Below are 24283 nucleotides of genomic sequence, written 5' to 3'. Positions count from 1 at the left end.
AACCGGAAGAGAGATCCGCAATTGATTGCCCATAAAGAAGTAATGCCTAGAGGGCTTGAAGTTACCGTAAGTAGAGTGGAGCCTTTATAGTCGGCAGGTTATGCAGCATAGGGAAAAGGTTTTGTAGTAAGGCTCCACTCTACTAAGGTTTCGTCTCTGGGAAAGTCCTCTTTAAAAACCCAATCGTCAATCAACAGTTGGCGTGTGAACCTAGAAGAATAACCTTTGAGATAAAACAAAGTACGGTGGGGCACACCGGAACTTGAGGAAAAGGAAGGGAAACGGACTTTTAAGGCACTTCCAACAAGTACTTGAACGCCTAAGGAGAACTGCCCTCTAGGTCGGTCGTGAATTGACTGGGAATTTGGTGTTTTCACGGATTTGCGGGTTTTGTATTGTCTTGTTTTTGGCGGCGTCAAAAATAGGAACTCGGCGGTTTACGGCGGCTCGTAGATCTAGGAATCCCCGCGCCTTTTGGCAAAGCCGTTCGCGTTTGGCCTTTGGCCACGCTACGCGAACAGGCCGGTGAGTGTCAATTCCCACTACTTAATATCAATCTGAGCTAATTTTTTGTAAAAATTGCTACCAAACACTAAAAACCTCAGGGGTCATGATTGGTGCTGACCTCAGGGGGTAAGCCTGAAGGGTAAACAGGAGACCCGGTTTGGGGTGTGGAGCGAACGGGTATGGGGTGCACAATAGCCATTTCCCTGGTTCTAGTCGGGTGAGTAACCTCACCAAACTTGCCATAACCCATCCCTATTAACTTGGGGAGTTAGTCGCTATTTCGCTTCCGGGTGATTGCAGATCGCCGATAGAGGTAGTTTTATTACCTGGCACGCTTGCTTATAAACGATAATAAACGTTTATACTGAAAATTTATAATAAAAATTATAACAATTTAATACTTGACCAGACTTGGGCTCACAATTACCTATTACTAGTTGAGATGGAGCTGAAAAACTCAACGTTGCTGCATTCAGGGATATAATAACTGGGCTGTCATAGATGGCTAACTAACCTTCAACCCTGACTCATAGCGCGACTCAACCTCAAAACCATGCTCGATCTCAACGGAAAAAATGCTTTTGTCACTGGCATCGCCAACAACCGCTCCATTGCTTGGGGGATCGCCCAACAGTTGCACAACGCGGGGGCAAATTTAGGTGTGAACTTTTTGCCTGACGAAAAAGGTCGCTATGAGAAAAAAGTTCGAGACCTGGTAGAGCCGCTCGAGCCTAGCATTATCATGCCCTGTGATGTCCGAAACGATGCCCAAATTGAAGCGATTGCGGATGCGATCGCAAAACAATGGGGCAAACTGGACATCCTGATTCACTGTTTAGCCTTTGCCAATAAAGAAGATCTATCGGGAGAATTTAGTCAGACATCCCGTGAGGGGTTTTCCCTAGCCTTAGACATTAGCAGTTACTCCCTCAATCGACTAACAGCAGCTTGGAAACACTTGATGACTGATGGGGGTAGCATTGTCACCCTCAGCTATCTTGGCGGGGTTAAAGTAATTCCCAATTATAATGTGATGGGTGTTGCCAAAGCAGCACTGGAAATGAGTGTTCGTTACCTGGCAGCAGAACTCGGACCCCAAACGATTCGGGTCAATGCTATCTCCGCAGGACCAATCCGGACCTTAGCCTCTTCAGCAGTTGGGGGGATAATGGATATGATTCATCATGTAGAGAAAGTAGCACCACTGCGCCGCACTGTTACTCAGGAAGAAGTGGGTAAAGCAGCTGCCTTCTTGTGTAGTGATTTAGCCAGTGGCATCACTGGTCAGGTTTTATATGTAGACGCTGGTTACGAAATAATGGGGATGTAGGTGACATACTCCCACACTGACAAGCACGGTTCAGTGTGGGCTTTTTACCAACTCCAGCTATGGCGCACGGATACACGGGTTACTTTATTAATGACACAGGATGCCCCGACCCGCCGGAACAATACAATAAGTTCTATTTTTAAGCACGTAGGTGGCGGTTAGCTCTTAATTTATATTCCCTACTATATCTAGTATAAACGATATAAACCCTGTCCGCAATTGATCTCACACTCATGCTGCGCATGTTCGTTGTGAGGCAATTGAGCGGATGAAGCTAAGTTAGACAGGAGCACAGATGTAATGCAAGTAAGCGATAACCCGACGCAGATCGAGAGCGGAGCGATAATTCTCAACACCCAAGAGTCTAAGTTAAAGGCGCGAACAGCCTCAGTCAGGCGTACTACTGGGGAAACTGATGTACAAGTGTCACTGAATTTAGATGGTACAGGTATCTGCACCGCTAATACAGGCATCCCATTTTTAGACCATATGCTGCATCAAATCTCTTACCATGGACTGATTGACTTGGAGGTGCAGGCAAATGGGGACCTAGAAATTGATGATCACCACACTAACGAAGATGTTGGGATTACCCTAGGGCAAGCCTTGGCAAAAGCATTAAGCGATCGCAAAGGAATTTTCCGCTTCGGGAATTTCCTGGCTCCCCTAGATGAGGCATTGATTCTGGTATCTCTAGATTTTTCTGGGCGTCCTCACTTAAGCTATGGCTTAGAAATTCCTACCCAGCGTGTCGGAACCTATGATACCCAGCTGGTGCGGGAGTTTTTTGTCGCACTGGTTAACCATAGTCAGCTCACCCTACATATCCGCCAACTAGATGGGATCAATTCACATCATATTATTGAAGCGACATTCAAGGCATTTGCCAGAGCAATGCGCATGGCTGTGGAAATTGATCCTCGTCGTGCAGGGATGATTCCAAGCTCTAAGGGGGTTTTGTAGTTGAGAACAAACAAAAAGCCATGGGACTAAGAGTTCCACAGCTTTTAGACTGGTCTAAGGAGCATTAACTACATTTGATCGTAGAGTACGCTAACCTTGGGCATAGTGCTCGTAACAGTTTTGGTAACGACATGGTTTTTACTCAGCTATATTCCAAAGGACGATTGTCCAAAGGGCACCAGCATTGTGCTAATCCTCATAGATTCAAACGACTAGCGCCCTAGTGCTGACGCTAGTCAACCCATTATATGCAGTCAGCCCCCCAAGGGACATCATTCAGACCTAGCCAAAGGCCAAGATTCCACCCTTGAGTTTTAGAAAAATCTGGGATTATGTGGTACCACTGGGGGTGATTTAATTTCATTTTCATTCTGGTGTTTCAGCTCAGTGGCAATGATTAGCTGATCAAGGGTGCAGTTGAGCTTTTCCATCATTAACTTAGTCTGCCAAAAGGAGAGCTTAGGCTGCATTTTACCCCTTTCCCAAATGGAAATGGTTTTTTGGGTTACTCCAAGAGCCTCAGCAAGTTCTCGCTGAGTTAAGCCAACTTGCTGGCGCAACTTTAGTAGTGTTATGTCATGATGTTCACGTAGCATTATACTTTACTATATATTTTCCAACGCCATATCATCAACGGTATAAACAAAAACACATAATGGCAGGTAGCCAAAAGCTGCTTTTGCTTTTTGAAACCTAATCATAACGCTTCCAGGTTGTTTACCCCAGCCATCCTTAAATCTACAAATAACAGCTCAATCCGTTATAAGTCATCCACCTCCAGTCAAATATGGTTCCTGGTTGGGTAATATTACGGTTGCTTTAATCCCAAAAAGCCATCACTCTAATAAAAGACTTAGAAAAGAGTTAGGTGACCGGCTGTTGGATTAATCGGTATCAGCTGACCTGCTCTGCTGATAGAATGCCACCAAAGCTATTGATTTGATATATCTTGGCGCGTGATATATCTTGGTTTGAAATCGTTTACTGAAATCGTCTTATGACCGCTGTAACTCCCTTAGCTAATGCTCCCGATTTATCTACCGATAACTACCTGGTGGTGGGCTTAGCCACCTGCTTTATCAAAGAAGAGGGGGAAGTCCATCAAGTTCAAATTATTGAACCCATCCCCTCAGCCTCCCTAGAAGCATTGCTTAAAAGCGTTCCTACATCTTACTCAGTGGCTTGTGGTACGACTCTAGGTAAAGTAATCTCAGGGGATAGCCTTCTCAAACCCGCTGAGTTCCCAGAAGATGCTCAGTTTTGCGATGATTTTACTAACCGAGCTCTCGCCGCTGCACGCACTTATAAGAGTTGTCCAGAAGCGATCGCTCATATTCCCCTCGGCACAACGTTTGATAACTTCAACTTTTCCACAGAACGCAAGCGGTTGCTAAATATGCAGCGAGTTGTTACTAAGGAAGATAATGTCAAACAGCACGAGTACACTCACAAGGTTCTCTAATCGTTAATCGATTAGTCCAGGGAACAGGGAACAGGGAACAGGGAACAGGGAACAGGGAACAGGGAACAGGGAACAGGGAACAGGGAACAGGGATGCAGTCGCTCATGGTTTGGGTTCTGTTTGGGTCACCTGCGTCCGCCCTACATCCCTGTAAGCCCCGTGGAAACTACAACCGTTGCTCATGGGGGGGAGCCCATCATGAAGGCACTGGCTCCCTTCAGGTCGGCGCTGCATCGCTTAAAACCCTCTTTAGTATTACCTTTTGCCTTTTGCCTTTTGCCTTTTGCCTTTTGCCTTTTGCCTTTTGCCTTTTGCCTTAAAAGGATAAGCAATGTTGCTCAAACGCTGCTGATAATTGCTATAACCCGCAATTATCCTTTTACCAATTACTAAGGACTAACGACTATTTCTCTAACAACTTCCAGCCACCATCCCAGTCATCCTTAGGAGGTTCTTGAAGAAAACGCTGACAACGGCTCAGGTGCAATAAAGAGGCTTGGTCATCTTTGTCATATTTTTCTATAATGGTGCCAAACTCACCCATGGCTTGGGCGAACTGTCGCTGGAGGTAATACTGACGGCCTTTATCGTAATGTTCAATGATTCGTTCTTTGTACTCCGAAATCGGTTCAGATTTTAGACCCACCAATTCATAAATGGATACTGGCTTGGTCTTGCCCTTAACAATTACCTTGTCCAATTCCCTGGCCAAGATCTGTTCAGGACAGGCTCTGTAAGTATTTTCACTAATTAGGATGTCACAACCGTACTGCTTGCTAGCTGTTTCCAAGCGAGCACCTAAATTGACTCCATCACCAATAGAGGTAAACTCCATTCGTTTAGTTGAACCGATATTACCACTAATGACGCTATCGGAGTTGATCCCAATGCCGATCTTTAAAGGTTTTCGATTAGTTTCAACACGTTGCTGATTAAACTCTTTGAGACGGCGGCGCATCTCTAAAGCTGTTTGCACTGCTCTCCAAGCATGATCCTCTTGGGGCAAGGGCGAACCAAAAACAGCCATAATCGCATCGCCAATGTATTTGTCGAGGGTACCTTTATATTCAAAAATTGCATCCACCATCGACTCAAAATAGTCGTTGAGCATACGCACGACCTCTTCTGCCTTTAAACTTTCGGTCAAGGCAGTATAGCCACGAATATCGGAGAACAGAACGGATACCTCTTTGCGATCGCCTCCTAATTTATGGTCATCAAGCTTAAGTAATTCCTCTGCTAACTCCTGGGTCATATAGCGATACATGGTAGTCTTGAGGCGTTTTTCATCACTAATGTCATCCATGACTACCAATGCAGCATAGACATGGGTTTGATCGCTGGCATCAGCAATAGAGTTAATCGAAAGATTCACACAATGCTTGCTTGATTCTAACCCCTGGGAGATCAGGGTTTGGTCGGGGTAGTACTGACGGCTGTCTTTTGCTGTCTTGGCAGTTAAAGCGTTCTGGAGCCATTGAGCAAAATTTCCCCCTTTGATGTTAATAAACTGACTAACCGATAACCCCTCCAAGCTGTCTCCATGGTCATACCCCAGCAATTTCTTGGCACTTTCATTGGTAGCGATAATCTTACCGGTTTTATCGGTGGAAATAACCCCATTACTGAGGCTGCGCAGCATATCCCGCTGAATTTGTTCCTGCTGTTTGATGGTGGCAAACAGTTTCGCTCGCTGTATGGCTACCCCAGCTTGAATATTGAAGGCTTTCATGTATTCTTCATCAATCCGATTAAAACTTGCTTGCCAGCATTCCGGAGCTTCAGGCCAATCATTCGGATTGTAAGGATCATTATCACCGGTCTTTTTCTTGTTGACTAGCTGGGTTACACCTATTAACTCTTGATTGGAGTTATACACTGGCATACACAACAGGCTACAGGTGCGATAACCAGATTCCTGATCAACTTTTTTAGAATTGTCAGAATTGGGATGATCATATAGGTCAAAAGGAATATTTAGAGCTTCACCGCTTTGAGCTACCTTGCCGGCAAAGCCAACCCCCATTAGGATCCGGATTTCTTGGGAGGAACCATCCGCTTGGGGAATTTGCGCCCACAGTTCATTACGCTCTCGGTCAATTAGCCACAGGGTACTACGGTCGGCTTTCATCAGCGTTTTCGCCTCATCCATCACCCGCGTGAGGGTTTCTTCTAGATCCAAACTGCTGAGATTGAGGGATTCTGTAGCTTTGATCAGTGCTGTTGCTGCTCTTTGTCTCTGGGTAGCTCCGTACAACGACTTGGAAGATTCTAGAACCAGCCGCATCGAAGGGGCAAAATTCTTAAACAGTTTTTGATCTTCCTCAGTAAAGCCCTGTCGGTCAATTTTATCGTTTAAGGAAGCGTTCTGTGTATAGGAATTTTTGACCTTATTGAGTAATTGGACTACGGCAACTAAATCTCCCTGTCGATTCAACAGGGGCAATGCTAGCAGGGTATAGGTGCGATATCCAGTTTTTTTGTCAGACTTTTTGGCAGTGTTAGAACGAGGGTCATCATAAAAATCGTAGGGAACGTTAACCACCCGTTTGAAAGTAGCTACTTCACCAACAATGCCCTGATCAGCTGGAAATCGCAGTTCTCCTAAGGTGTTGTTTCCCTCTCCCTTTGCCACTACCGACCAAAGTTCCTTCTTGTCTTCATCCAGAAAAAATATTGTTACTCGGTCGGCCTTCATTAACTCTGCCGTCTTGATAGTAATCGCAGTCAAAATCTCCAGGAGAACCTTCTCAAAATCTTGGTTTTCCAGTAGAGCTTCCAGCATCGACAGGGTTTGATTGACGATGTGGAGTGAGCTTTCTACATCTGGGACTACTTGTTTTAAACTTTCCCGGTTTAAAAGTGCCAGGAAGTTAGATATCATTTGTCCCGCCGCAACTAGCGAACCTGCTGCTGAGGAATTTGCCTCAGATATGCTCCCCTTTTCCACCTGATTTGAATTGTGTTGATAAACAGATGCAGCTACCATAGAATTATCCTGCGCTAAAGCTTTTGTTTGGCTGAAGCGATCTAATGATGGCGTCTTTTTGATACTTATTGACTCTTAGATTGATACTTATTGACTCGTCAGAGCCAGTTAACCGAATTGATCTGGGTTTAAGGCTAATCTGTTGATTACCTAGATAGCACCTTCTCTGCTGGCCCGGAGAGTAGATTTTTTCTGTCTGATTGAGAGTTAAATATGGCCTGACTGGATTATTATAGTGCATTCTAGATTAATTTGTCAGTAGCTTAATTAATCAATTGCGATCCAACTATTAAACTAATGCATCACAACCTCACAAGTTTTAACATTTAGCTGTTTGGCCTGGCGTTGCTTAATAATGGAATGATTTTAAGAGTTTTGTAGAATAGGCATCTTGCCTGTTCGGCGATCTTTTGGGGCGGGCAGGATGCCCACTCTACTCCTATTCATTCAAAGACTGACGCAACGCCTTTGGCCTTAGTCCTGTCTTCCCACTGTGCATGTCTTACGCCAGCTAGCAGCTTGGGACAACAAGGAAGCCGCAAAATTCATAGCGTCTTGAGCCGACTGTCCACCAGCTAACTGAGCGATTTCTTCCTGCCGCTTTTGGGGATGATTCAGGAGGCTAATCCTTACTACAGTTCGAAGCTCGGGCATTCCAGATTCCGGGATTTGGGTAACTACTTGAGTACTGCCAGACCGGTTACCTTGAGGGGAAGATGGTTGTTTCAAAATGCTAGAAATCGGTTGAGCAATCACCTGTTTATCCACCCTAAAATGTTGGTCTGCCATCGCAGCAATTAACGGTTGGTGAGTCACACAAAGAACTTGGTGGCGTTGACTGAGTTGGTAGAGTCGTTCTGCGATCGCTCCTGCTACCCGACCAGACACCCCAGCATCAATTTCATCAAAAATTAAGGTTGTTCCTGGCTGGTTACTGCTGGAAAAACAGGCTTTCAGTGCCAGTAAAAATCGACTCATCTCTCCACCGGAAGCCGTCTTAGCAAGAGGTTGCAAGGGTTCTCCGGGGTTGGGAGAGAAGTAAAAGGTGACTTGATCGGCACCAGCTGCCGTGGGGACAATGGGGCTGATTTCCACTGTAAATTTTACCTTCTCCATAGCCAAGGGCTTTAACTGGTTAACCAGCTGTTTTTCCAGTTCTGACCCAGCCCTATACCGCAATTTGGTCAGTTGATCACATTCATCGGTCACGTTTGACTTCCTCAAGGCATAATTTCTCTCTAACTCTTCTAGAGATGCACCTTCACTGCCTAATTCTTCTAGTTCTGCCTGTAGGGTCTCATAGTGAGCGATTGCCTTAGCAAGGGTTGGTCCATATTTGCGGCAAATTTGTTTGAGAACCCCAATTCTTTCCTCCACCACTTGAAGACGTTCCGGATCAGTCTCTAGTCCATCTCCATAGGCATTAATCTGATGGGCAGCTTCCGCCACTTGAGCCAATGCTCCACTGACTAGGTCTAGCAGAGGTTGCAATTGACTATCATAGTCTACCATATCCTGCAAGGTACTTTCCGCTTGACCCAATAAGTCAGCACTTGCTTTTGTCCCGTGATCATTATGGTAAAGTGCTTGATAGACTTGGTAACTCCTCTGCTGGAGTTCCACCACATGGTTCAGACGCTGGTGTTCAAGTTCTAGCTGTTCGAGTTCGTCAGGAGCGGTAAGGTTGGCACCACTGAGGTCTTGAATTTGATACTCCAACCAATCTAGACGTTGTAGGAGTTCTTGCTGAGACTTTTGCTGTGTTTCTAGAGCTTTCTTGGCCTCTTGACAAGCCATGTAGGCAGATGCCACTCGATCTCGCTGCTGGATCACAGAGGAACCGCCGTAAAGGTCGAGTAGCCCTCGTTGGCGTGCTGGCATAATAAGCTGTATTGTTTGACCCTGAGCAGTAATTTCTACCAAGCGCTCACGCAGTCCCTCCATCAGTTGCCGATTGACTATCGTGCCATTGACCCGAGAACGCGATCGCATGCCTTTTTCTGTTGCGGTAATCTCCCGGCTACAGACCAAATCCGCTTCATCAAGTAAGTCAATCTCTTGCTCACTCAACCAAGCAATCAAGGGGTTATCTACCGAGAATGTTGCTTCTACCAAAGCCCGTTTAGTCCCTGTGCGAAGCCGATTGGTGACTTTTCCCCCCAGGGCAATGTCAATGGCATCCAAAATAATGGACTTACCCGCACCGGTTTCCCCAGTCAATACATTTAGACCAGCACCGAATTCCACTTCTAGGTGGTCAATTAAGGCAAAGTTGTGAATTCGCAAATAAAGTAACATTGAGCAAAATTCACTGTTGGGAAAATTGTGATCTTAAACACATTTGGTAACAATTTAGGAAAAGTCACACCCTAATACCCAATTGAAGTCTAAGGGTTAACTCTAGTAATCGTTGACCGTTCACCATTAACCATATCGTCAATTGTCCACTAAAAATCAGTATTCTTACCCAGGAATGGGTTATTCCACCATTGTGGTATGAAGATTGCCGAACCTTTATTAAGTTTTAATGATATCCCCCTTTTGTTACAATAGTTTACAGAATCGCTTCTGTTGGTCCGTCGGAAATATCTTCTTATGAATCCTAAAACAGTTTCCCCAACTTCTCATCAAGCACTAGACTCAGAGGCTGATGCGGACAAGTCATTGGTGCCAGTGTCGGGCAGCAATAGCTCAGTTGAGGAAGAGTTGAGCTCGACAACGGGATCCTCTGTCTTGGAAACAGACAAACCACGCTACGACCCGTCGGCGATCGCAGCCCAGTACCAGAGGGCATACCTGCTAATTCTACGGCGGTCTTTCAGCATTATCTGGTCATTCATATCGTTTGCTCTCGGTCTGTGGTGGGATCGGTTTCGCGGTCGGGATGTTACCGAGAACCGAGCCAGAGCGATTCAACTGCGGGAAATTTTAACCGATCTAGGACCAGCTTACATTAAAATCGGACAAGCTCTTTCCACACGACCGGATTTAGTCCCACAAGTTTTCTTGGATGAGTTGACGCTGCTACAAGACCAACTCCCACCTTTTGAGAATGAGGTGGCTTATAAATTTATCGAGGAAGAATTAGGCGATCGCCCGGAAAATATTTTCGCTGAACTGACTGAAAAGCCTGTGGCAGCGGCTTCCTTAGGACAGGTCTATAAGGGCAAACTTAAAACTGGCGAAACTGTTGCGGTCAAGGTACAACGACCAGGATTGGCACATAAAATTACGCTTGATCTATACATTATACGCCTTGTTGCACAGTGGGTACAAACCAATGTCAAGCGGGTGCGCAGTGACTTGGTTGCCATCATGGATGAGTTTGGTGCCCGTATCTTTGAAGAGATGGACTATCAGCATGAAGGGCGCAATGCTGAACGCTTTGCCAAGCTTTACGGCAAACTACCGGAAATTTATGTTCCCCGAATTTACTGGGACTACACTGGGCGTCGTGTCCTGACTATGGAATGGATAACGGGTAGTAAGCTGACGGATATGGAGAAAATCAAGGCTCAAGGCATTGATGCCAAGCACTTGATTGAAGTTGGGGTAAACTGTTCCTTGCGACAGCTACTGGAATACGGATTCTTTCACGCTGACCCTCACCCTGGAAACCTGTTAGCTACCTCTGACGGCAAGCTGGCTTATATTGACTTTGGGATGATGAGCCAAGTCAAGACGTATCAGCGCTATGGTTTGATTGAAGCTGTTGTTCATCTGGTCAATCGTGACTTCCCTGGTTTGGCCAATGACTACGTGAAGCTGGAGTTTCTGACCCCAGATACAGACTTGACACCAATTATTCCTGCCCTAGCCAAGGTTTTTAACAACGCCTTAGGAGCTAGTGTGGCAGAACTAAACTTCAAGAGTATCACTGACCAGTTATCAGCTTTGATGTATGAGTATCCCTTCCGGGTACCCGCTTACTATGCTCTGATTATTCGCTCCCTAGTCACCTTAGAAGGGATTGCCATTAATGTTGAGCCAGATTTCAAAGTACTCAGTAAAGCCTATCCTTATGTAGCCAAGCGCCTATTGACGGATTCATCACCAGAATTACGGGCATCCTTAAGGGATTTACTGTTCAAGGATGAGGGTTTCCGTTGGAACCGTCTGGAAAACCTGTTGCGTAATGCTGGAAATTCTCCAGATTATGATATCAACCAAGTCTTAGATCAGACCCTAGACTTTATTTTTTCAGAGCGAGGAGCTTTCATTCGGGAGCACTTGGTCAATGAGATTGTCAAGGCTATCGATAGCTTTGGAAGGCGGACATTGGATAACGTCAGTTATGCCTTGCAGGAACGTCTAGGCTTAGAAATAAATAATCAAGATAATCAAGACAAGAAGCCAGAAGATAAACCCGAAAGTACTGAGAATATCCAACGGATTTGGCAAATTTTACAAGACACTCCTGGTTTTGACCTAATGCAATTGTTGCCAGTTATTCCTCAAGTGTTCCTAAAACAGGAGACCCAGGAAATGGGACAAAAAATTGCTGGTGGTTTGGCACAGCGAGTGATTGCTCGGATGATTCGGGAGGCTTTACTCCAGGATAATCCTGATAATGGCACCCTTAACGGTCATGGGCAGGGGTCAAACCCTAACTTGGTTTTGCCCCCTGCTGCTGCGATGCGATAGATTACAGCAATATTATTTGGTTGTTCGCGTAGCGTGGCCAAAGGCCAAGGTTAAAGGTTGAAGGTTGAAGGTTGAAGGTTGAAGGTTGAAGGTTGAAGGTTGAAGGTTGAAGGTTGAAGGTTGAAGGTTAAAGGTTGAAGGTTGAAGGTTGAAGGTTGAAGGTTGAAGGTTGAAGGTTGAAGGTTGAAGGTTGAAGGTTAAAGGTTAACCGGTTGAAGGTTAAAGGTTACAGGTTACAGGTGACGCGGTTACAGGTTACAGGTTACAGGTTATTAAACTTTAAAACTTTCAACCAAACAACCTTGGCCTATTGGCCACGCGATCGCTCGACTGCGGGACGAAGTCCATCGCGTTCAACCTGACAACCAAACAACCTTCAACCAAACAACCTTCAACCAAACAACCTTGGCCTATTGGCCACGCGATCGCTCGACTGCGGGACGAAGTCCATCGCGTTCAACCAAACAACCAAACAACCAAACAACCAAACAACCTTAAACCATCCAACCTTGGCCTATTGGCCACGCTACGCGAACAACCTTCAACCATCCAACCTTCAACCATCCAACCTTAAACCTTCAACCATTCAACCTTCAACCATCCAACCTGACAACCTGACAACCTAAATCTGGCCAACAAATCCGGAATCTGGCAACTTCAGGACGTAGGTTACAGTATGACTAAGAGGGATTCATCTAGTTTAAACCTATGTCTAAACTACAAGAAGCATTGGAATTCATCGAGAAAATTGAAAGTGAGAACCCTGGTAAATCCGCTTATGAAATTGTTAATCATTTGCGTGGGTACACTAAGAAGGAATATACTAGTCGGTTATGGAGTACAGCTACGGGGTATCACCAAGAGTATATTCGAGATGAATTTGAGGGAAAACTCAATATCAATGAATTAGTATTAAGTGGTGAAATTACTGACTTTGGTCATTTTATCGGTTCCCTTTCTGATCAAATTGATCAGCCTGGATTCCAATGGTCAGATTTCACTAGTTGGACTGGTGACCATACCTCATGGGCTGGAGATATTGGTTCGGCTATTGTGGCCTATCGAGACCCCAATGACAACATAGATGTTAACAGTGTCGAAGAAGCTTTGGATAGGTTAGCCAGAGATTCTGATTATACTGCGGATATTGCAGCTTACGTGGTAGGGAAGATGATTAACTCTGGTAAGCAATCTTCTATTACTCAGGCGATTTATCAGTATAATTCCAAGTCCTACTCAGAAAACGTTAGGACGTTTATTAAAAAGCGCTTTGGTGCAGTTATTGAAGAAGATAAACTTAAGAATCCGGCTGGACTTGATTCAAAAATGCGTAGCGCTATTTCTACCTATATCCAGTTTTCTTCAGCCTATGAGTCGTTAAAGTCTATTAAGGATTTAGCTAAATTACCTCTAAATTTAGGATCAGAAGATAACTCTATACCTAATAGTGTGGATATTTTTAAAGGTTCCCAACATTTTATCAAGCATATAGTAAAGTATGGCAACTTAGATAGTTTACTATTCAAGCCATACCAAATACCTGGGATGTCTTGGCTAGGAACCGTGAACTATGAAGTTAGAGTAACTGGCTGACTTAACTAGTTCATTAGTGTTAAATCGGGAATCGGGAATCGGGAATCGGGAATCGGGAATATCAAGTCAGGTCGAATACCCATAATTACAGGGAGGGTGGGAAGTGTGGGGAGATGGGGAGATGGGGAGATGGGGAGATGGGGAGATGGGGGAAATTTTTATTAAGGGTAATTATAGCGACATGATATAAGAAGTATTTTTGGGGATTAAGAGTATTTTTAAATATATTTTTTATCATAGTTTGACTAAATTCTAAATACTTCTAGGGTAAAACTGCTAAAGCCCGATTGATCATAGTGGCGAGTGCCTCGTTGCAATAAAGTCTGGTTAACCAGCCAATCCACTGCCACAAAAAACGCTTTTCCACTCTCTACCTGTGCCGGACAACTGATTGAAATACCGTTAGTAAAGTGTAACCTCAGGTAATCTTCAGGTAAATCGTCTAAGGGTTGCCATGAGGTTACTATTGGGGCTGAAATTTGCCAGTCCGGGGTTATTGTTTGGACTGTTCCTTGCCAGTCGCTACTAATTTGATGGGCGGGAGGTAGAGTAGCCACATTCACGAAATGTCCTAGGTGTTCCGGAAACACAGTAAAGCGTTTCAAGCTGCCACTTTCATCGTATTTGGCAATCGCAGTAGCACGACTATTTTCATACCTTAAACATATATCAGAAAAAAACGTGGAGCCGGATTTTACTTTGGTGGAACCCCAGGAAAAGCCGTTGTCTAAAAACAAGCCAGTTGTTATAGGTTGCTTGTAGGGCCCAAAGGTTTTTGTCTCCGTCTTGCCATTAGCATAAGTATAGTGATTTTGTTGATGTATTTCACTGCCTTCTGCTGTCGGACGAAAGCTTCTAATACAGCGCCAAGATTCTATGACGTCTCCTGCCCTCGAGTATCTAGTCCAAATCCCATACAAGTCTCCTGAATAATATCGACAGAATTTATTCCAATTTTGGAGTTTTCGATCCATAGGTTTATTCTATAAAATACAATAGGGAATCGGGAATCGGGAATCGGGAATCGGGAATCGGGAATCGGGAATCGGAAATCGGGAATCGGGAATCGGGAATCGGGAATCGGGAATCGGGAAGTATAAAATGCTAAAACAGTGTATATTATAGTTATTAAAAACACTGTATATAGTTTTATTTTTTATATAGATAAATTAAAATTTTTAATTTATTTTTTTTATTTTAGTTTAAAAAATTTTATCGGCATCATAGGTAGATTTTTCTAGATTAGTAATGTCTTAGGTCAGTGTCTGGATAATTACCTTTAAGAAAACTATGTCCCATCTCCCCATCACCCCATCTCCCCATCTCCCCATCTCCCCATCTCCCCATCTCCCCATCTCCCCATCTCCCCATCTCCCCATCTCCCCATCTCCCCATCACCCCATCACCCCATCACCCCATCTCCCCATCTCCCCATCTCCCTATCTCCCCATCTCTGGTTGATTACTCTTTAACGTTAAGCCGGATAACTCACCAGATGAATTATAATCAACGAGCAGTTGTTGTCTAATGTCAGGATTAACTTGCCAATCTCCAATCACAACGAAAGACATTCCTGGTTTCAGTTTGGGCGGGTAACTTAATGATATCCCATCTGGATAATAAAAGGTTTGATGGTCTGGATATTCCCAAGCTAAATGAGTTGGTGTTGGCTGAGATAGTTGGGTGACTGGGGTAAGAGTAATTGCTAATCCTTCTTCCCCATTAAGTATATCTCGATGGGGGATTAACTCTGGGTTAAGTGTCCAATGATCACAGGGATTTTGCAAATCCTCCTCTCGGACACTTACTGTTTTAGTTAATTCCCCATCTGAGTTATAGACTACTAGCAGACTATGGCGTAATTCTTGATATCTAAACCAGAACTCTACTGCAAATAACTCTCCTGGTTCAAATCGATTTACTGTCCAAATAGCCGACCCTTGCTCAAACATATACATAAAGGAGGCTTGAGCGGTTTTCTCAGCTAAACCATTGATTAAACTATTGGGAGTATTCTGGTAAACCTTCTCCTCTTCAGTTCCATTGTCATACATATATACGTTAGTTTGGATAATGTGAGTTTGTTCAGCATCAATAATAGAGCATCGACTACCTACAAAGGATTCTATCACTTCACCTTCAGGAGAATAAATTGTCCAAGACCCATACCAATTCCGTAAATGATGGGTGATAAAATTAGTCCAGTTATGCTGCTTTAACTGTTCAAATGTCTGATTCATGGAATTTTGTGAAGTTTTATGACAAAAACAAAAGGGAACAGGGAACAGGGAACAGGGAACAGGGAACAGGGAGCAAAAATTCTCACAATTTATTTAGGAGCCCTAGATATCCGGTTTTTATACTGTTTTTTTAAATCTGTCCTATAATGGTAGGTAATTTGAAGGGCTACTAACGTAAATCTGGACAGATTAGCGTAGGGAAAACGGTAATTATAAAAGAGTTATGGATAATTGTGAAAGCCTTTAGCAATTAGCAATTACTAACTACAAATTACCAATAAATAACTGTGTTCGATCAGGTAGATAGGGATCAGGTCAAATTTGCATAACCTATGAACTATAGCCTTTATTATAGCTATGAGGTACACAGGATTTTTTACCTCTTGCCTCTTACCTGCTCCCTGCTCCCTGCTCCCTGCTCCCTAAAAGCCAGAACGAAAGTACCTCATGACTATGATAATTGCTATATGTATTATCAGAGCAAGCTAAAACCCATGAAGGGGCTATAGCTTTTTTAGAAATGCTCTGCATAAGTGATAGCTCCCGATAGATAGTCCTTTTTAGCACACTTTATTTCTCTGAAGGAGAAACTTGTTATGACAGCTGGGATGAATTCAGATCCCCCCAGAGGTCAAAACCTCGCCAGCACCATCGTGCTGGTAGTGGCTTGGCTTTTGGGGAATATCTGGGCACTGCAATGGCTATTTGAGTCATTTAAGTACGCATCACTGCTAAATCTGATGCTAATCGGTATTGTGCTCATGGCTTGTTTGGTACAGCTATGGCGCGATCGCTTAATTATAACTGTGTCAGCAACTCCGACCTTAAGACTCTATCCCCTGTTGCTAATGTTAGGGTCTGGGATTAGTGCGATCGCATTCAGGTGGTTGGTGTATATCCCACAACTCAACTTACTCCTATTCCTACTGGGTAGCTATGGGTTATGGGGCTTGTTTATCCCACCATCCCTTTGGCGTAAAGGGTTACCTGCTGCAATTTTAGTTGCCTGTGTTGTCCCTTTCAGCACTGAGTTTAACAGTGGTTTGGGTTTTCCAGTAAGGGTGATCACTGCTCATGCTGTGGAACAGATGCTATCAGCTTGGCACATTGTAGCTATCTCCTCCCACGACATTATTGTCATGGAAAACGGCATTGCTCAGGTAGATTTGCCCTGCAGTGGTCTGAAAAGTTTGTGGACAGGGACTTTGTTTTTACTCGCAGCTACTTGGTTAGAACGTCGTCAGCTGGGAATACGTTGGTTACTGGTTTGTACTGCAAATCTTGTGCTGCTAGCGATCGCTAATACAATCCGGGTGCTGCTGTTAGTGATGATTATAGAAGTCTGGCAACAGCAACAAATTGCTGAAGTGCTACATGTCCCTCTCGGACTGATTGGTTTTATCTTAGCTTGTGCCTTCAGTTGGATGCTGCTGCAAACGGTTCCTCAGAATTCCGGGGGTTTGATGTTGGCCACTTCTGTGTTTAGTGATTTGTCATTGCTGGGTAAGGATAAGAAACAAGGGAGTTTGGAAAAAGGAAACCCTAATCGAAGGGGAAATTTAGGATATGGGTCGAATTCCGGTCTGGCACTAAAGGATAGTCAGTGGCGGCTACACAAACAAAGCGGGCATCCCCAGGCTACTGCTGAAGTTACAGCAAGTTTCGCCCCCCTAACCCCCCAACTTTGGGGGGAAATTGAGTTAAAGTCCCCCAGAATTGGGGGATTTAGGGGGCTTACAGCTAAAGCTAGTGAGGTCAATCCATCTGAAAACGGCTGTAAGACTGGTGTCAGCTATAAGTTTCAGCAAAAGTCTAAGAGTATCACTTGGCTGCTGATTGTAGTTATAGCTCTAGGGCTGGTAGGTCAAATTCAAGCAATTCAAGAGAAGGTAAATGCGATTGCATCGATTCAATTACCCCAGCAACTGGTATCTGAACCCCTACCTCTAACGGAAGCTGAACAACGATTTTTTGATAATCATGGCTTACCTATTGCTCAAAAGCAACGGTTTGTATATGGCAATCTCTCTGGTTCAATGCTATTGGTGGCCAGTAGCGCTTGGCAAGCTCACCATCCACCAGAATTATGTTTGGTGGGCAATGGTTTCAAGGTAGACTCGATTAAGCCAACCTTGCTCAATCAGTCAGTAAAGGCACGGTGGCTATCTCTGCAAGACGGCAAACGTTCAGCAACCTACTGGTTTCAATCACCCCAGGGCACTACAGATGATTTCCTATCCCGAATCTGGGATTATATCGCCCACCGCAACAAGACTTGGGTGCTAGTTTCTGTCCTTTTCGATAGTGAGCACAATCCCGATAGTGCTGAAATTGATAATTTTGCTAGCGCTATCCATGATGCTATTCACCAAAGCTTAACGTCAGCGGTCAGTGGTCAGCCGTCAGCGGTAAGTGGTCAGTGGTCAGCGGTCAGCCGTCAGTGGTCAGTGGTCAGCCGTCAGCCGTCAGCCGTCAGCTTTGTAGCACAGGCCACAACCGCTGTGACTTCACTCAGATTAAACCAATGTTTACCTGTTTTATTCAAAAGCTGTTCGCGCAGCGTGCGCGTAGCGCTTAAGCTGATAGCTGATAGCTGATAACTGATAGCTGATAGAGCAATACAATGAAACAAAAATCTCTGAAACAAATCCTTGATATCAGTTTTTACAGTATTTTTTTGCTGTGGAATCTGATGTTTATCACAGTTGTCTATATTGGCATCTTACCATTTATTGGTATTCCCTTAATCCGGGCGACCTTTGATGGTGCTGTTCCGGTTGATTTCTTCGTTACGTTTGTAGCATTAATTGCAGTACCAACAGTCTGTACTGTCATTGGTGCTTGGCGTCTTAGTAAGCAACCAAGGGAGTTAATGCGCTTGTTTTATGGTGTGGAAGCACCCTTGTTTGCTTGGTGCCTGATTCGTTTATTCTTGATCCGGGAATTTACCAGTGTTAGCACCTTAGTATTGGGTACAGTTTTGCTGTGTATCCTGGCATTTGCTGCAGAAGTTGTATGGGGATATGCTCCTAATCGTAAACCAGTAGCATGGCTACAACTAATCGCTCACACCTTGATGCTTTTGACTAGTATTTATGTCGGAGTGTTGCTGTTGTTTTATGTTGTTCCTGCTGCTGGTGTTTTGATACAAAATTTTTTCAAATTCCAATGGCTAGAAAATCTGTGGTTATCATGGAGCTATATTAATATAATCGGTTTATTAATATTACTCCTATATGGCTTTAGCTGTACCCTATTTCTAGGAATGCCCTCAGTATTTACAGCTCTTTATCTTCATTCTGGATACCGGATATTAAGGGCTTTTGCCAGAAAGTATGGGCGCAATCGGGCGATTAAAGGGGCACTAGCTGTGGTTACTGTCTGGATAATTCTGTTCTTTTCCTTGAATGTACAAGCTCAAGTGGAGGCGTTTAAGCTCCTAGAAAATTATCCAAAAACGAATAGCGATCGCCAAGCCTTGATAGCTAAGTCTGATATAATTCGCACTGGGTTAGTTAATGCAAATTTGTTCCCCTATCGGTATCTGAGTACCCGACAAGATAATAACCATATCTACGCCATGTACAAAGATGTCTTTGACCTGCCAGATTCCCTATGTCAATTATTACAAAATAGCTACAATCTGGTTATGTCACCGTTTTTGTATAAGGGATCCCGAGACGATGTCGAAAAAGCTCAACAGCTTTACGGAGAATTCTTTGATACACCACTTCAGAAAGCAGAACGAAAAGCTGTTCAACATGCTCTACAATCTACAGCGATTATTGACCAAGCTAAGGCGGGTTTGTTGAATATCGATCAAGAACGGGTGTGGCTGCGAAAGCAAGAGGTAACCTTAGATGCCCATGGGGATTGGGCAGATGTGGAAATCTACGAGGTGTATGAGAATAAAACTACTGATGTTGAGGAAGTACTCTACTATTTTTCCTTACCAGAAGGGGCAGCTATTACTGGCTTGTGGCTAGGTGAAACGGATGACCGCAATCAGCGCTTTCCATTTAAAGTTTCCCCACGGGGTGCTGCACAACAGGTTTACAATTCCCAAGTCAGGCGATCGCGTCCTGTTGACCCAGCGCTGCTTGAGCAAGTCGGACCCCGGAATTATCGTCTCAGAGCATTTCCCATTCCTCGTCCGTTATCCTCATGGGAGAGGAGAAATGGTAGCGATCGCGCAACGGAAATGCATCTGTGGCTGACCTACAAGGTGATGCGACAAGAGAAGGGTTGGCCGTTACCTCAGTTAAACGAACAACGCAATATCTTTTGGACAAATCGCACCAAGCGCATCCGCAATGGTAAAGTAAAACGGGGTTTTTCTGATAGGTGGTTAGAAGCATTTTTGCCAGTAGATCAACCCCAGCAACCCATGGTTCATCAGGTGAATTTAGGGGATGGCTACCGCATTTCGGCTAAACCGTTAGACCTGTTGCAGAAATCCGCAATAAGAAACACTAACCTCACGAAATTAGAGGGTAAGCGGTTTGCTGTCATTCTCGATAGTTCCAGGAGTATGGCTGCTCACAAATCCCAGGTCAAAAAGACATTCACTTGGCTGCAACAACAGGGTTTTGCTGATCAGAGCTTGACTAACAATGATGCGGATTTGTACATCACTGACGCAATAGATAACAAGATCGATCATCAAGCCAAACGCATTGATGATATCAGTGATTTTAATCCTGCTCAGATCACCTTTTATGGCTCTATCCAACCTGAACAGATGCTGCAACAGTTTGAACAGTTGCGTGGCAATACCCCTTATGACGGGATATTACTGGTGACTGATCAGGGTAGTTATGAGTTATCTGAGGATAATAAAAATGTGGCGGTGGTGGCTGCACCCCTGTGGATGGTTCATTTAGGTAATCAATTACCCTCAGCCTACAATGATAGGATTCTAAAATTGATTCAAAATAGTGGTGGTGGTGTCTCTAGCGATATCCAAGGGGTGATCCAGCGGATAGCGACTCAAGAAGCCTTGGGGTCATCGGTGGTAAGTGTGGCGGATGGCTATGCTTGGTTTATGGAATCAGGAACTGCTGAAAGTACTACTGAAACTGGATTTGAACCACTGGCGGCCAGGCAACTTATCCTAGGGTTGAGTGGAAACCTGAATGGCTCTGTAGAAGAACTGGATCGGATTCATGGCATAGCCAAGACCTATGACATTGTCAGTCCCTATTCATCAATGATTGTGCTGGTGAATGATGAGCAACGAAGGATGCTCAAAAAAGCAGAAGCGTCGAGCGATCGCTTTGACCGAGAGGTGGAAACTGGGGAAGAAGACTTGAATCAGCCGTCTAATCCGTTTAATGTTTCCAGTGTTCCTGAACCGGAGGTATGGATGTTGATCTTGATCAGTCCGATCGCACTTTTGATTATTAGTAGACGACCAAAAATTACTGTTGACGGTTAATCCTCAATAGTTGTCAATTATATCATCAATTAGCAAGTGGCGTAGGGTGCGTTAGGGGCGGAATCGGCATGATTTTATCGGTTCCCAGTGTTGAAAAACCGAGCCCCGTAACGCACCACCGCCTCTTTGCCCTTTTTACTGTTTCAGACAACACGAGTCAAAATCTCTCCAGCAACTCGCTCAGCTGATTCCAAAACTGATTCTATACCAGGAGATGGGATCCGAGTCATTAGTTTTGGTAGGGTGCGTTAGGGGCGGGATCGGCCTGATTTTATCGGTTCCCAGTGTTGAAAAACCTAGCCCCGTAACGCACCACCGCGTCATTAGTTTGTAGTGATTATTACATTATTTTATTATTTTAATATTTCATTTTCTTGTTTACTATTACAATCTTTTCACATAGTTTAATTTTTATGTACTTGCCATGGTAACAAGAAGACAATTTAGCAAAATTGTTGAGGAATTCTAATCAATTGAACTGAGACACTTCAATGAGTAATAGTCAGTCCACAGGATTGCCTGTTTGGGTACAAGAAAGAGATACAGTTATCGCCAATGATGCTGGGGTTGAATGGCGAGAGGGCAAACGCCCTGATTATGCCGAAACTAATGAATTTCTTAAGAAAGGTAGTAAATTTAATCATCCAGAGGGGTCTTTGGAAGCGATCGCTCAAAACTTAGTTAGAACCTTCGAGATGGAAGCCTCCTATAAAGCTAATCCTGAGCAGTGGTTGTCTATTGTTGCCGACCAGTTTCGGATGACGACTAACGGTGGACCAGAATACAATGCCCAGACTGTTGCTGATATTGGAACATACAACGTATTTCTTGGGGATACGGAACACTATCGCTCCACAGAGGAAACCTTTGAATCATCAATAGAAATTTTCCATAAGGCTTTTCCCAATGGCTTTCTCTGGGAACTGATGGAAGTGCTTTCCGGACCTCCTAATGTCACCTTTAAGTGGCGGCATTGGGGGACGTTTAGCGGTTCCTTTAAAGGTCATGAACCCACAGGAGAAACTATAGAAGTTTTTGGCATCAGTATTGCTCGGGTTACTGAAGACTTGAAGATTGTCTCCTTGGAGCATTTCTTCGATAACAGTTTGTTTCTCAAGCAATTAACATCAGGCTGTCCCTTCCACTCTCAAAATTCAAATAATTCGTAAGCTATCAGCTATGAGCCGTCAGCTATCAGCTGTCAGCTGTCAGCTGACGGCACCTCAAGTAGCACCTCAAGTAGCGCATATGCTTACCAAATGCTATAGCAATTCTACGACTTGTGAGGTACAAATTTCTGGTTTTTAGGGAGCAGGGACTTCGGAGCAGGGAGCAGGTAAGAGTAACCCACCCCTAACCCCTCCCAGGAGGGGAAGTGAGGGAAGAGGTAAAAAATAATGTGTACCTCATAGCTACGATAAACGCTATAGTCGTTTAAAGTTGAAGGTTTTTTGTTTAAAGTCAACATTAAACCTTCAACATTAAACCTTCAACATCAAACCTTCAACATCAAACCTTCAACATCAAACCTTTAACATCAAACCTTTAACATCAAACCTTCAACCTTAAACCTTCAACATCAAACCTACCCTACACCGAACCCCTACGGCAAACAACCTTCATGCTGATTAATCACCGTCCTAATTACAGGAATTATAGTAAAAAATGTTCGATTAATGTGGGATTTTTTTTCTATTAGTGAACGCCTTTCCAAGGACTGTAAAACTGAAATAAGTCGTGAATTATAGTCTAAGGTAATACTATCGCGCAATTGTTTAATAGAAATGGGAGTAGGATTTCTAGCTAGATAGGCGATCACCTTCTTCTCTGACTCATCTAACCGATTCAATTGCTCGATTAACATTGCTCTCATTGGCTCAGGAACAATCATTTCCTCCCAACTAAAAAATTCCGATACACTACCAAAAAAAAAGTCTTTAATCGTTGTCACAGCCAGCTTTAATCCTAAGGGATTGCCTCGATAACGTTTAATGAGTTCCATTTCTTGCTCTTGTTCAGACAAACCATTAGCTGCTAATAGTTTCCGAGCATCTTCTGTTGGTAAACCGTTTAGGGTTAATGAACGAGTGGAATAGTTTTTTTTCTCAAGTAACTCCATTTGTAGCGGTGGTTCCCAACTGATTAAGAGCAAACAACTTTGGTGTCTTTCTTGTGCTACTCTTCTAAAAAGTTGACCATAATCCTCATATCCGGCTTGATACTGTCCAACTAAAGTGCCACGGCTTAAAATCTGTTCAGTATCATCGAGTATTACTAAACAGCGATGCTCTCGTAAACACTCTAGAAAGTGAGACATCAGCAGGTTGATGTCTTCTGGTAACTCCGATGACTGGTGGTGAGACAGGAATGGAATCAGTTGTGTCAGCAGTTGCTTCAGGGGTTGGGCAGAGGATAGCGATCGCCAAATAATATAATCAAACTCCTCCTGCATCTCTCGTGCTAGCTTAGCAGCTAACGATGTTTTGCCAACGCCTACTATCCCAAGTATTGCTACCAATTGGCTTCGCTTGAGATTAATCCATTGCTTGAGGGTGTTCAGTTCCCTAGTGCGTCCATAGAATGCAGAAATCTGTGGTGCTTCACCCCAATCTTGGCACTGCTGGGGAGTTTTGTATCCAGCCGCTTCCAGCCATATAGAGATATCTCTCCAACTTTTTAGGGTGTTGGATTTCCGATTAGTTAAGGTTTCCACATACCGATACAAACCTTTAGTGAGTTGAACGCTAAGTGAGCCACAACTCCAATGGAGAGCACCAGCAATTTTTTTGGGAGGATAGCCGCACAGCAAACCTCTTAAGCATGCTTTTTCCACTGGGGTCAATTTGATTTCCCTATTTGTAGCAATGTTTTTTTTATGAGCTAGTTCTGTATACAACTTCTCTAAATTCCACAGCTTGGCTGCTTTGATAAACAGTTCATCTTCAAATCGATTGGTGTTAGATTTCATAGTAGGGAATCCTAATCAAGCTCACGAAATAGCTACCTATCAACTAATAAATAAACTAATCAATAAGGTAGCTATTGGGAGCGTTTACTAGATAGATTTGCCAAACGTAGATGTCCCCGATGCTGATAACTATACTGTTTGAAAAAATCA

20 protein-coding genes are annotated in these 24283 nt (G+C 43.9%); 10 read left to right on the top strand and 10 right to left on the bottom strand.

Annotated elements, in window-relative coordinates; translation table 11 throughout:
- Positions 1-336: 336 nt before the first annotated feature.
- On the bottom strand, positions 337-543 hold the full coding sequence (locus F6K53_RS07325) for a hypothetical protein (RefSeq protein ID WP_293080266.1): 207 nt from the start codon (positions 541-543) through the stop codon (positions 337-339).
- Positions 544-1060: 517 nt separating this feature from the next.
- Here F6K53_RS07325 and fabI point away from each other — a divergent pair.
- Together fabI and hisB are read left to right on the top strand one after the other, a co-directional pair.
- Positions 1061-1837, top strand: a complete 777-nt coding sequence (fabI, locus tag F6K53_RS07320) for an enoyl-ACP reductase FabI (protein WP_071103035.1) — start codon at positions 1061-1063, stop codon at positions 1835-1837.
- A 300-nt stretch (positions 1838-2137) separates the two neighbouring features.
- A complete protein-coding gene (gene hisB / locus F6K53_RS07315) occupies positions 2138-2800 on the top strand; it encodes an imidazoleglycerol-phosphate dehydratase HisB (RefSeq protein WP_293080263.1) in 663 nt (220 codons plus the stop codon).
- A 314-nt stretch (positions 2801-3114) separates the two neighbouring features.
- On the opposite strand, the gene F6K53_RS07310 is transcribed toward hisB, so the two are convergent.
- Positions 3115-3396: a helix-turn-helix transcriptional regulator gene (locus F6K53_RS07310; RefSeq protein WP_293019847.1), complete on the bottom strand. Its 282-nt coding sequence runs from the start codon at positions 3394-3396 to the stop codon at positions 3115-3117.
- Between the two features lie 401 nt (positions 3397-3797).
- Between F6K53_RS07310 and F6K53_RS07305 the strand changes: the two genes are divergently transcribed.
- Entirely contained in the window at positions 3798-4262 is a 465-nt protein-coding gene (locus F6K53_RS07305; protein ID WP_293019845.1) for a hypothetical protein, read from the top strand.
- Here the strand turns inward: F6K53_RS07305 and F6K53_RS07300 are convergent.
- The 3 genes from F6K53_RS07300 to recN form a co-directional block, all read right to left on the bottom strand.
- Positions 4228-4368, bottom strand: coding sequence for a hypothetical protein (locus F6K53_RS07300; RefSeq protein ID WP_293019843.1), 141 nt, complete (start codon positions 4366-4368; stop codon positions 4228-4230). The genes F6K53_RS07305 and F6K53_RS07300 overlap by 35 nt on opposite strands.
- A 297-nt stretch (positions 4369-4665) precedes the next feature.
- Positions 4666-7251, bottom strand: coding sequence for an adenylate/guanylate cyclase domain-containing protein (locus F6K53_RS07295; protein ID WP_293080259.1), 2586 nt, complete (start codon positions 7249-7251; stop codon positions 4666-4668).
- 474 nt (positions 7252-7725) lie between these two features.
- Positions 7726-9549 carry a DNA repair protein RecN gene (gene recN, locus F6K53_RS07290; protein ID WP_293029518.1) on the bottom strand — a complete coding sequence of 608 codons (1824 nt, stop codon included), beginning with the start codon at positions 9547-9549 and terminating at the stop codon, positions 7726-7728.
- Between the two features lie 297 nt (positions 9550-9846).
- Here recN and F6K53_RS07285 point away from each other — a divergent pair, with 297 nt between their 5' ends.
- From F6K53_RS07285 to F6K53_RS07275, 3 genes are all read left to right on the top strand, one after another.
- Positions 9847-11895, top strand: coding sequence for an AarF/ABC1/UbiB kinase family protein (locus F6K53_RS07285; RefSeq protein WP_293080256.1), 2049 nt, complete (start codon positions 9847-9849; stop codon positions 11893-11895).
- A gap of 310 nt (positions 11896-12205) precedes the next feature.
- Complete coding sequence (locus tag F6K53_RS07280) at positions 12206-12469, top strand: hypothetical protein (RefSeq protein WP_293029509.1); 264 nt, start codon at positions 12206-12208, stop codon at positions 12467-12469.
- A gap of 134 nt (positions 12470-12603) precedes the next feature.
- Positions 12604-13488, top strand: coding sequence for a hypothetical protein (locus F6K53_RS07275; protein ID WP_293080255.1), 885 nt, complete (start codon positions 12604-12606; stop codon positions 13486-13488).
- A 245-nt stretch (positions 13489-13733) separates the two neighbouring features.
- Here F6K53_RS07275 and F6K53_RS07270 read toward each other — a convergent pair whose 3' ends face one another.
- The 4 genes from F6K53_RS07270 to F6K53_RS07255 all read right to left on the bottom strand — a co-directional run bounded on the left by F6K53_RS07270 (position 13734) and on the right by F6K53_RS07255 (position 15728).
- A complete protein-coding gene (locus tag F6K53_RS07270; RefSeq protein ID WP_293080252.1) occupies positions 13734-14462 on the bottom strand; it encodes a DUF3598 family protein in 729 nt (242 codons plus the stop codon).
- On the bottom strand, positions 14363-14626 hold the full coding sequence (locus F6K53_RS07265) for a hypothetical protein (protein WP_293080250.1): 264 nt from the start codon (positions 14624-14626) through the stop codon (positions 14363-14365). The genes F6K53_RS07270 and F6K53_RS07265 overlap by 100 nt, the downstream gene beginning before the upstream one ends.
- A gap of 104 nt (positions 14627-14730) precedes the next feature.
- Entirely contained in the window at positions 14731-14883 is a 153-nt protein-coding gene (locus tag F6K53_RS07260; protein ID WP_293071380.1) for a hypothetical protein, read from the bottom strand.
- Positions 14884-14927: 44 nt separating this feature from the next.
- Positions 14928-15728 (bottom strand): DUF3598 family protein, encoded by an 801-nt coding sequence (locus tag F6K53_RS07255; protein ID WP_293030163.1) that lies wholly within the window; start codon positions 15726-15728, stop codon positions 14928-14930.
- Positions 15729-16060: 332 nt separating this feature from the next.
- Between F6K53_RS07255 and F6K53_RS07250 the strand changes: the two genes are divergently transcribed.
- The 4 genes from F6K53_RS07250 to F6K53_RS07235 all read left to right on the top strand — a co-directional run bounded on the left by F6K53_RS07250 (position 16061) and on the right by F6K53_RS07235 (position 22334).
- Positions 16061-16237 (top strand): hypothetical protein, encoded by a 177-nt coding sequence (locus tag F6K53_RS07250; RefSeq protein WP_293030166.1) that lies wholly within the window; start codon positions 16061-16063, stop codon positions 16235-16237.
- A gap of 87 nt (positions 16238-16324) precedes the next feature.
- Positions 16325-18325, top strand: a complete 2001-nt coding sequence (gene xrtO / locus F6K53_RS07245; RefSeq protein WP_293080247.1) for an exosortase O — start codon at positions 16325-16327, stop codon at positions 18323-18325.
- Positions 18326-18351: 26 nt separating this feature from the next.
- The gene (locus F6K53_RS07240) at positions 18352-21165 is read left to right on the top strand and encodes a TIGR02921 family PEP-CTERM protein (protein ID WP_293080245.1); all 2814 of its coding nucleotides are present in this window, start codon (positions 18352-18354) and stop codon (positions 21163-21165) included.
- Positions 21166-21656: 491 nt separating this feature from the next.
- Positions 21657-22334 carry an ester cyclase gene (locus tag F6K53_RS07235; protein ID WP_293080242.1) on the top strand — a complete coding sequence of 226 codons (678 nt, stop codon included), beginning with the start codon at positions 21657-21659 and terminating at the stop codon, positions 22332-22334.
- A 434-nt stretch (positions 22335-22768) separates the two neighbouring features.
- On the opposite strand, the gene F6K53_RS07230 is transcribed toward F6K53_RS07235, so the two are convergent.
- Complete coding sequence (locus F6K53_RS07230; protein ID WP_293080239.1) at positions 22769-24133, bottom strand: ATP-binding protein; 1365 nt, start codon at positions 24131-24133, stop codon at positions 22769-22771.
- Positions 24134-24283: the final 150 nt, after the last annotated feature.

This window comes from Moorena sp. SIO4A1 (assembly GCF_010672065.1).
Classification (GTDB): domain Bacteria; phylum Cyanobacteriota; class Cyanobacteriia; order Cyanobacteriales; family Coleofasciculaceae; genus Moorena.
The sequence above is the reverse complement of the archived record's forward strand: the minus strand, read 5'-3'. Positions and strand labels throughout refer to the sequence as shown.

Excerpts from the sequence above, each read along its gene's own strand:
- F6K53_RS07305 (WP_293019845.1), top strand. The coding sequence starts at position 3,798 with ATGACCGCTGTAACTCCCTTAGCTAATGCTCCCGATTTATCTACCGAT.
- fabI (WP_071103035.1), top strand. The coding sequence starts at position 1,061 with ATGCTCGATCTCAACGGAAAAAATGCTTTTGTCACTGGCATCGCCAAC.
- recN (WP_293029518.1), bottom strand. The coding sequence starts at position 9,549 with ATGTTACTTTATTTGCGAATTCACAACTTTGCCTTAATTGACCACCTA.
- F6K53_RS07255 (WP_293030163.1), bottom strand. The coding sequence starts at position 15,728 with ATGAATCAGACATTTGAACAGTTAAAGCAGCATAACTGGACTAATTTT.
- F6K53_RS07270 (WP_293080252.1), bottom strand. The coding sequence starts at position 14,462 with ATGGATCGAAAACTCCAAAATTGGAATAAATTCTGTCGATATTATTCA.
- F6K53_RS07285 (WP_293080256.1), top strand. The coding sequence starts at position 9,847 with ATGAATCCTAAAACAGTTTCCCCAACTTCTCATCAAGCACTAGACTCA.
- F6K53_RS07230 (WP_293080239.1), bottom strand. The coding sequence starts at position 24,133 with ATGAAATCTAACACCAATCGATTTGAAGATGAACTGTTTATCAAAGCA.
- F6K53_RS07250 (WP_293030166.1), top strand. The coding sequence starts at position 16,061 with ATGAACTATAGCCTTTATTATAGCTATGAGGTACACAGGATTTTTTAC.
- hisB (WP_293080263.1), top strand. The coding sequence starts at position 2,138 with ATGCAAGTAAGCGATAACCCGACGCAGATCGAGAGCGGAGCGATAATT.
- F6K53_RS07235 (WP_293080242.1), top strand. The coding sequence starts at position 21,657 with ATGAGTAATAGTCAGTCCACAGGATTGCCTGTTTGGGTACAAGAAAGA.
- F6K53_RS07300 (WP_293019843.1), bottom strand. The coding sequence starts at position 4,368 with ATGAGCGACTGCATCCCTGTTCCCTGTTCCCTGTTCCCTGTTCCCTGT.
- F6K53_RS07240 (WP_293080245.1), top strand. The coding sequence starts at position 18,352 with ATGAAACAAAAATCTCTGAAACAAATCCTTGATATCAGTTTTTACAGT.
- F6K53_RS07275 (WP_293080255.1), top strand. The coding sequence starts at position 12,604 with ATGTCTAAACTACAAGAAGCATTGGAATTCATCGAGAAAATTGAAAGT.
- F6K53_RS07295 (WP_293080259.1), bottom strand. The coding sequence starts at position 7,251 with ATGGTAGCTGCATCTGTTTATCAACACAATTCAAATCAGGTGGAAAAG.
- xrtO (WP_293080247.1), top strand. The coding sequence starts at position 16,325 with ATGACAGCTGGGATGAATTCAGATCCCCCCAGAGGTCAAAACCTCGCC.
- F6K53_RS07310 (WP_293019847.1), bottom strand. The coding sequence starts at position 3,396 with ATGCTACGTGAACATCATGACATAACACTACTAAAGTTGCGCCAGCAA.
- F6K53_RS07260 (WP_293071380.1), bottom strand. The coding sequence starts at position 14,883 with ATGGGGAGATGGGGAGATGGGGAGATGGGGAGATGGGGAGATGGGGAG.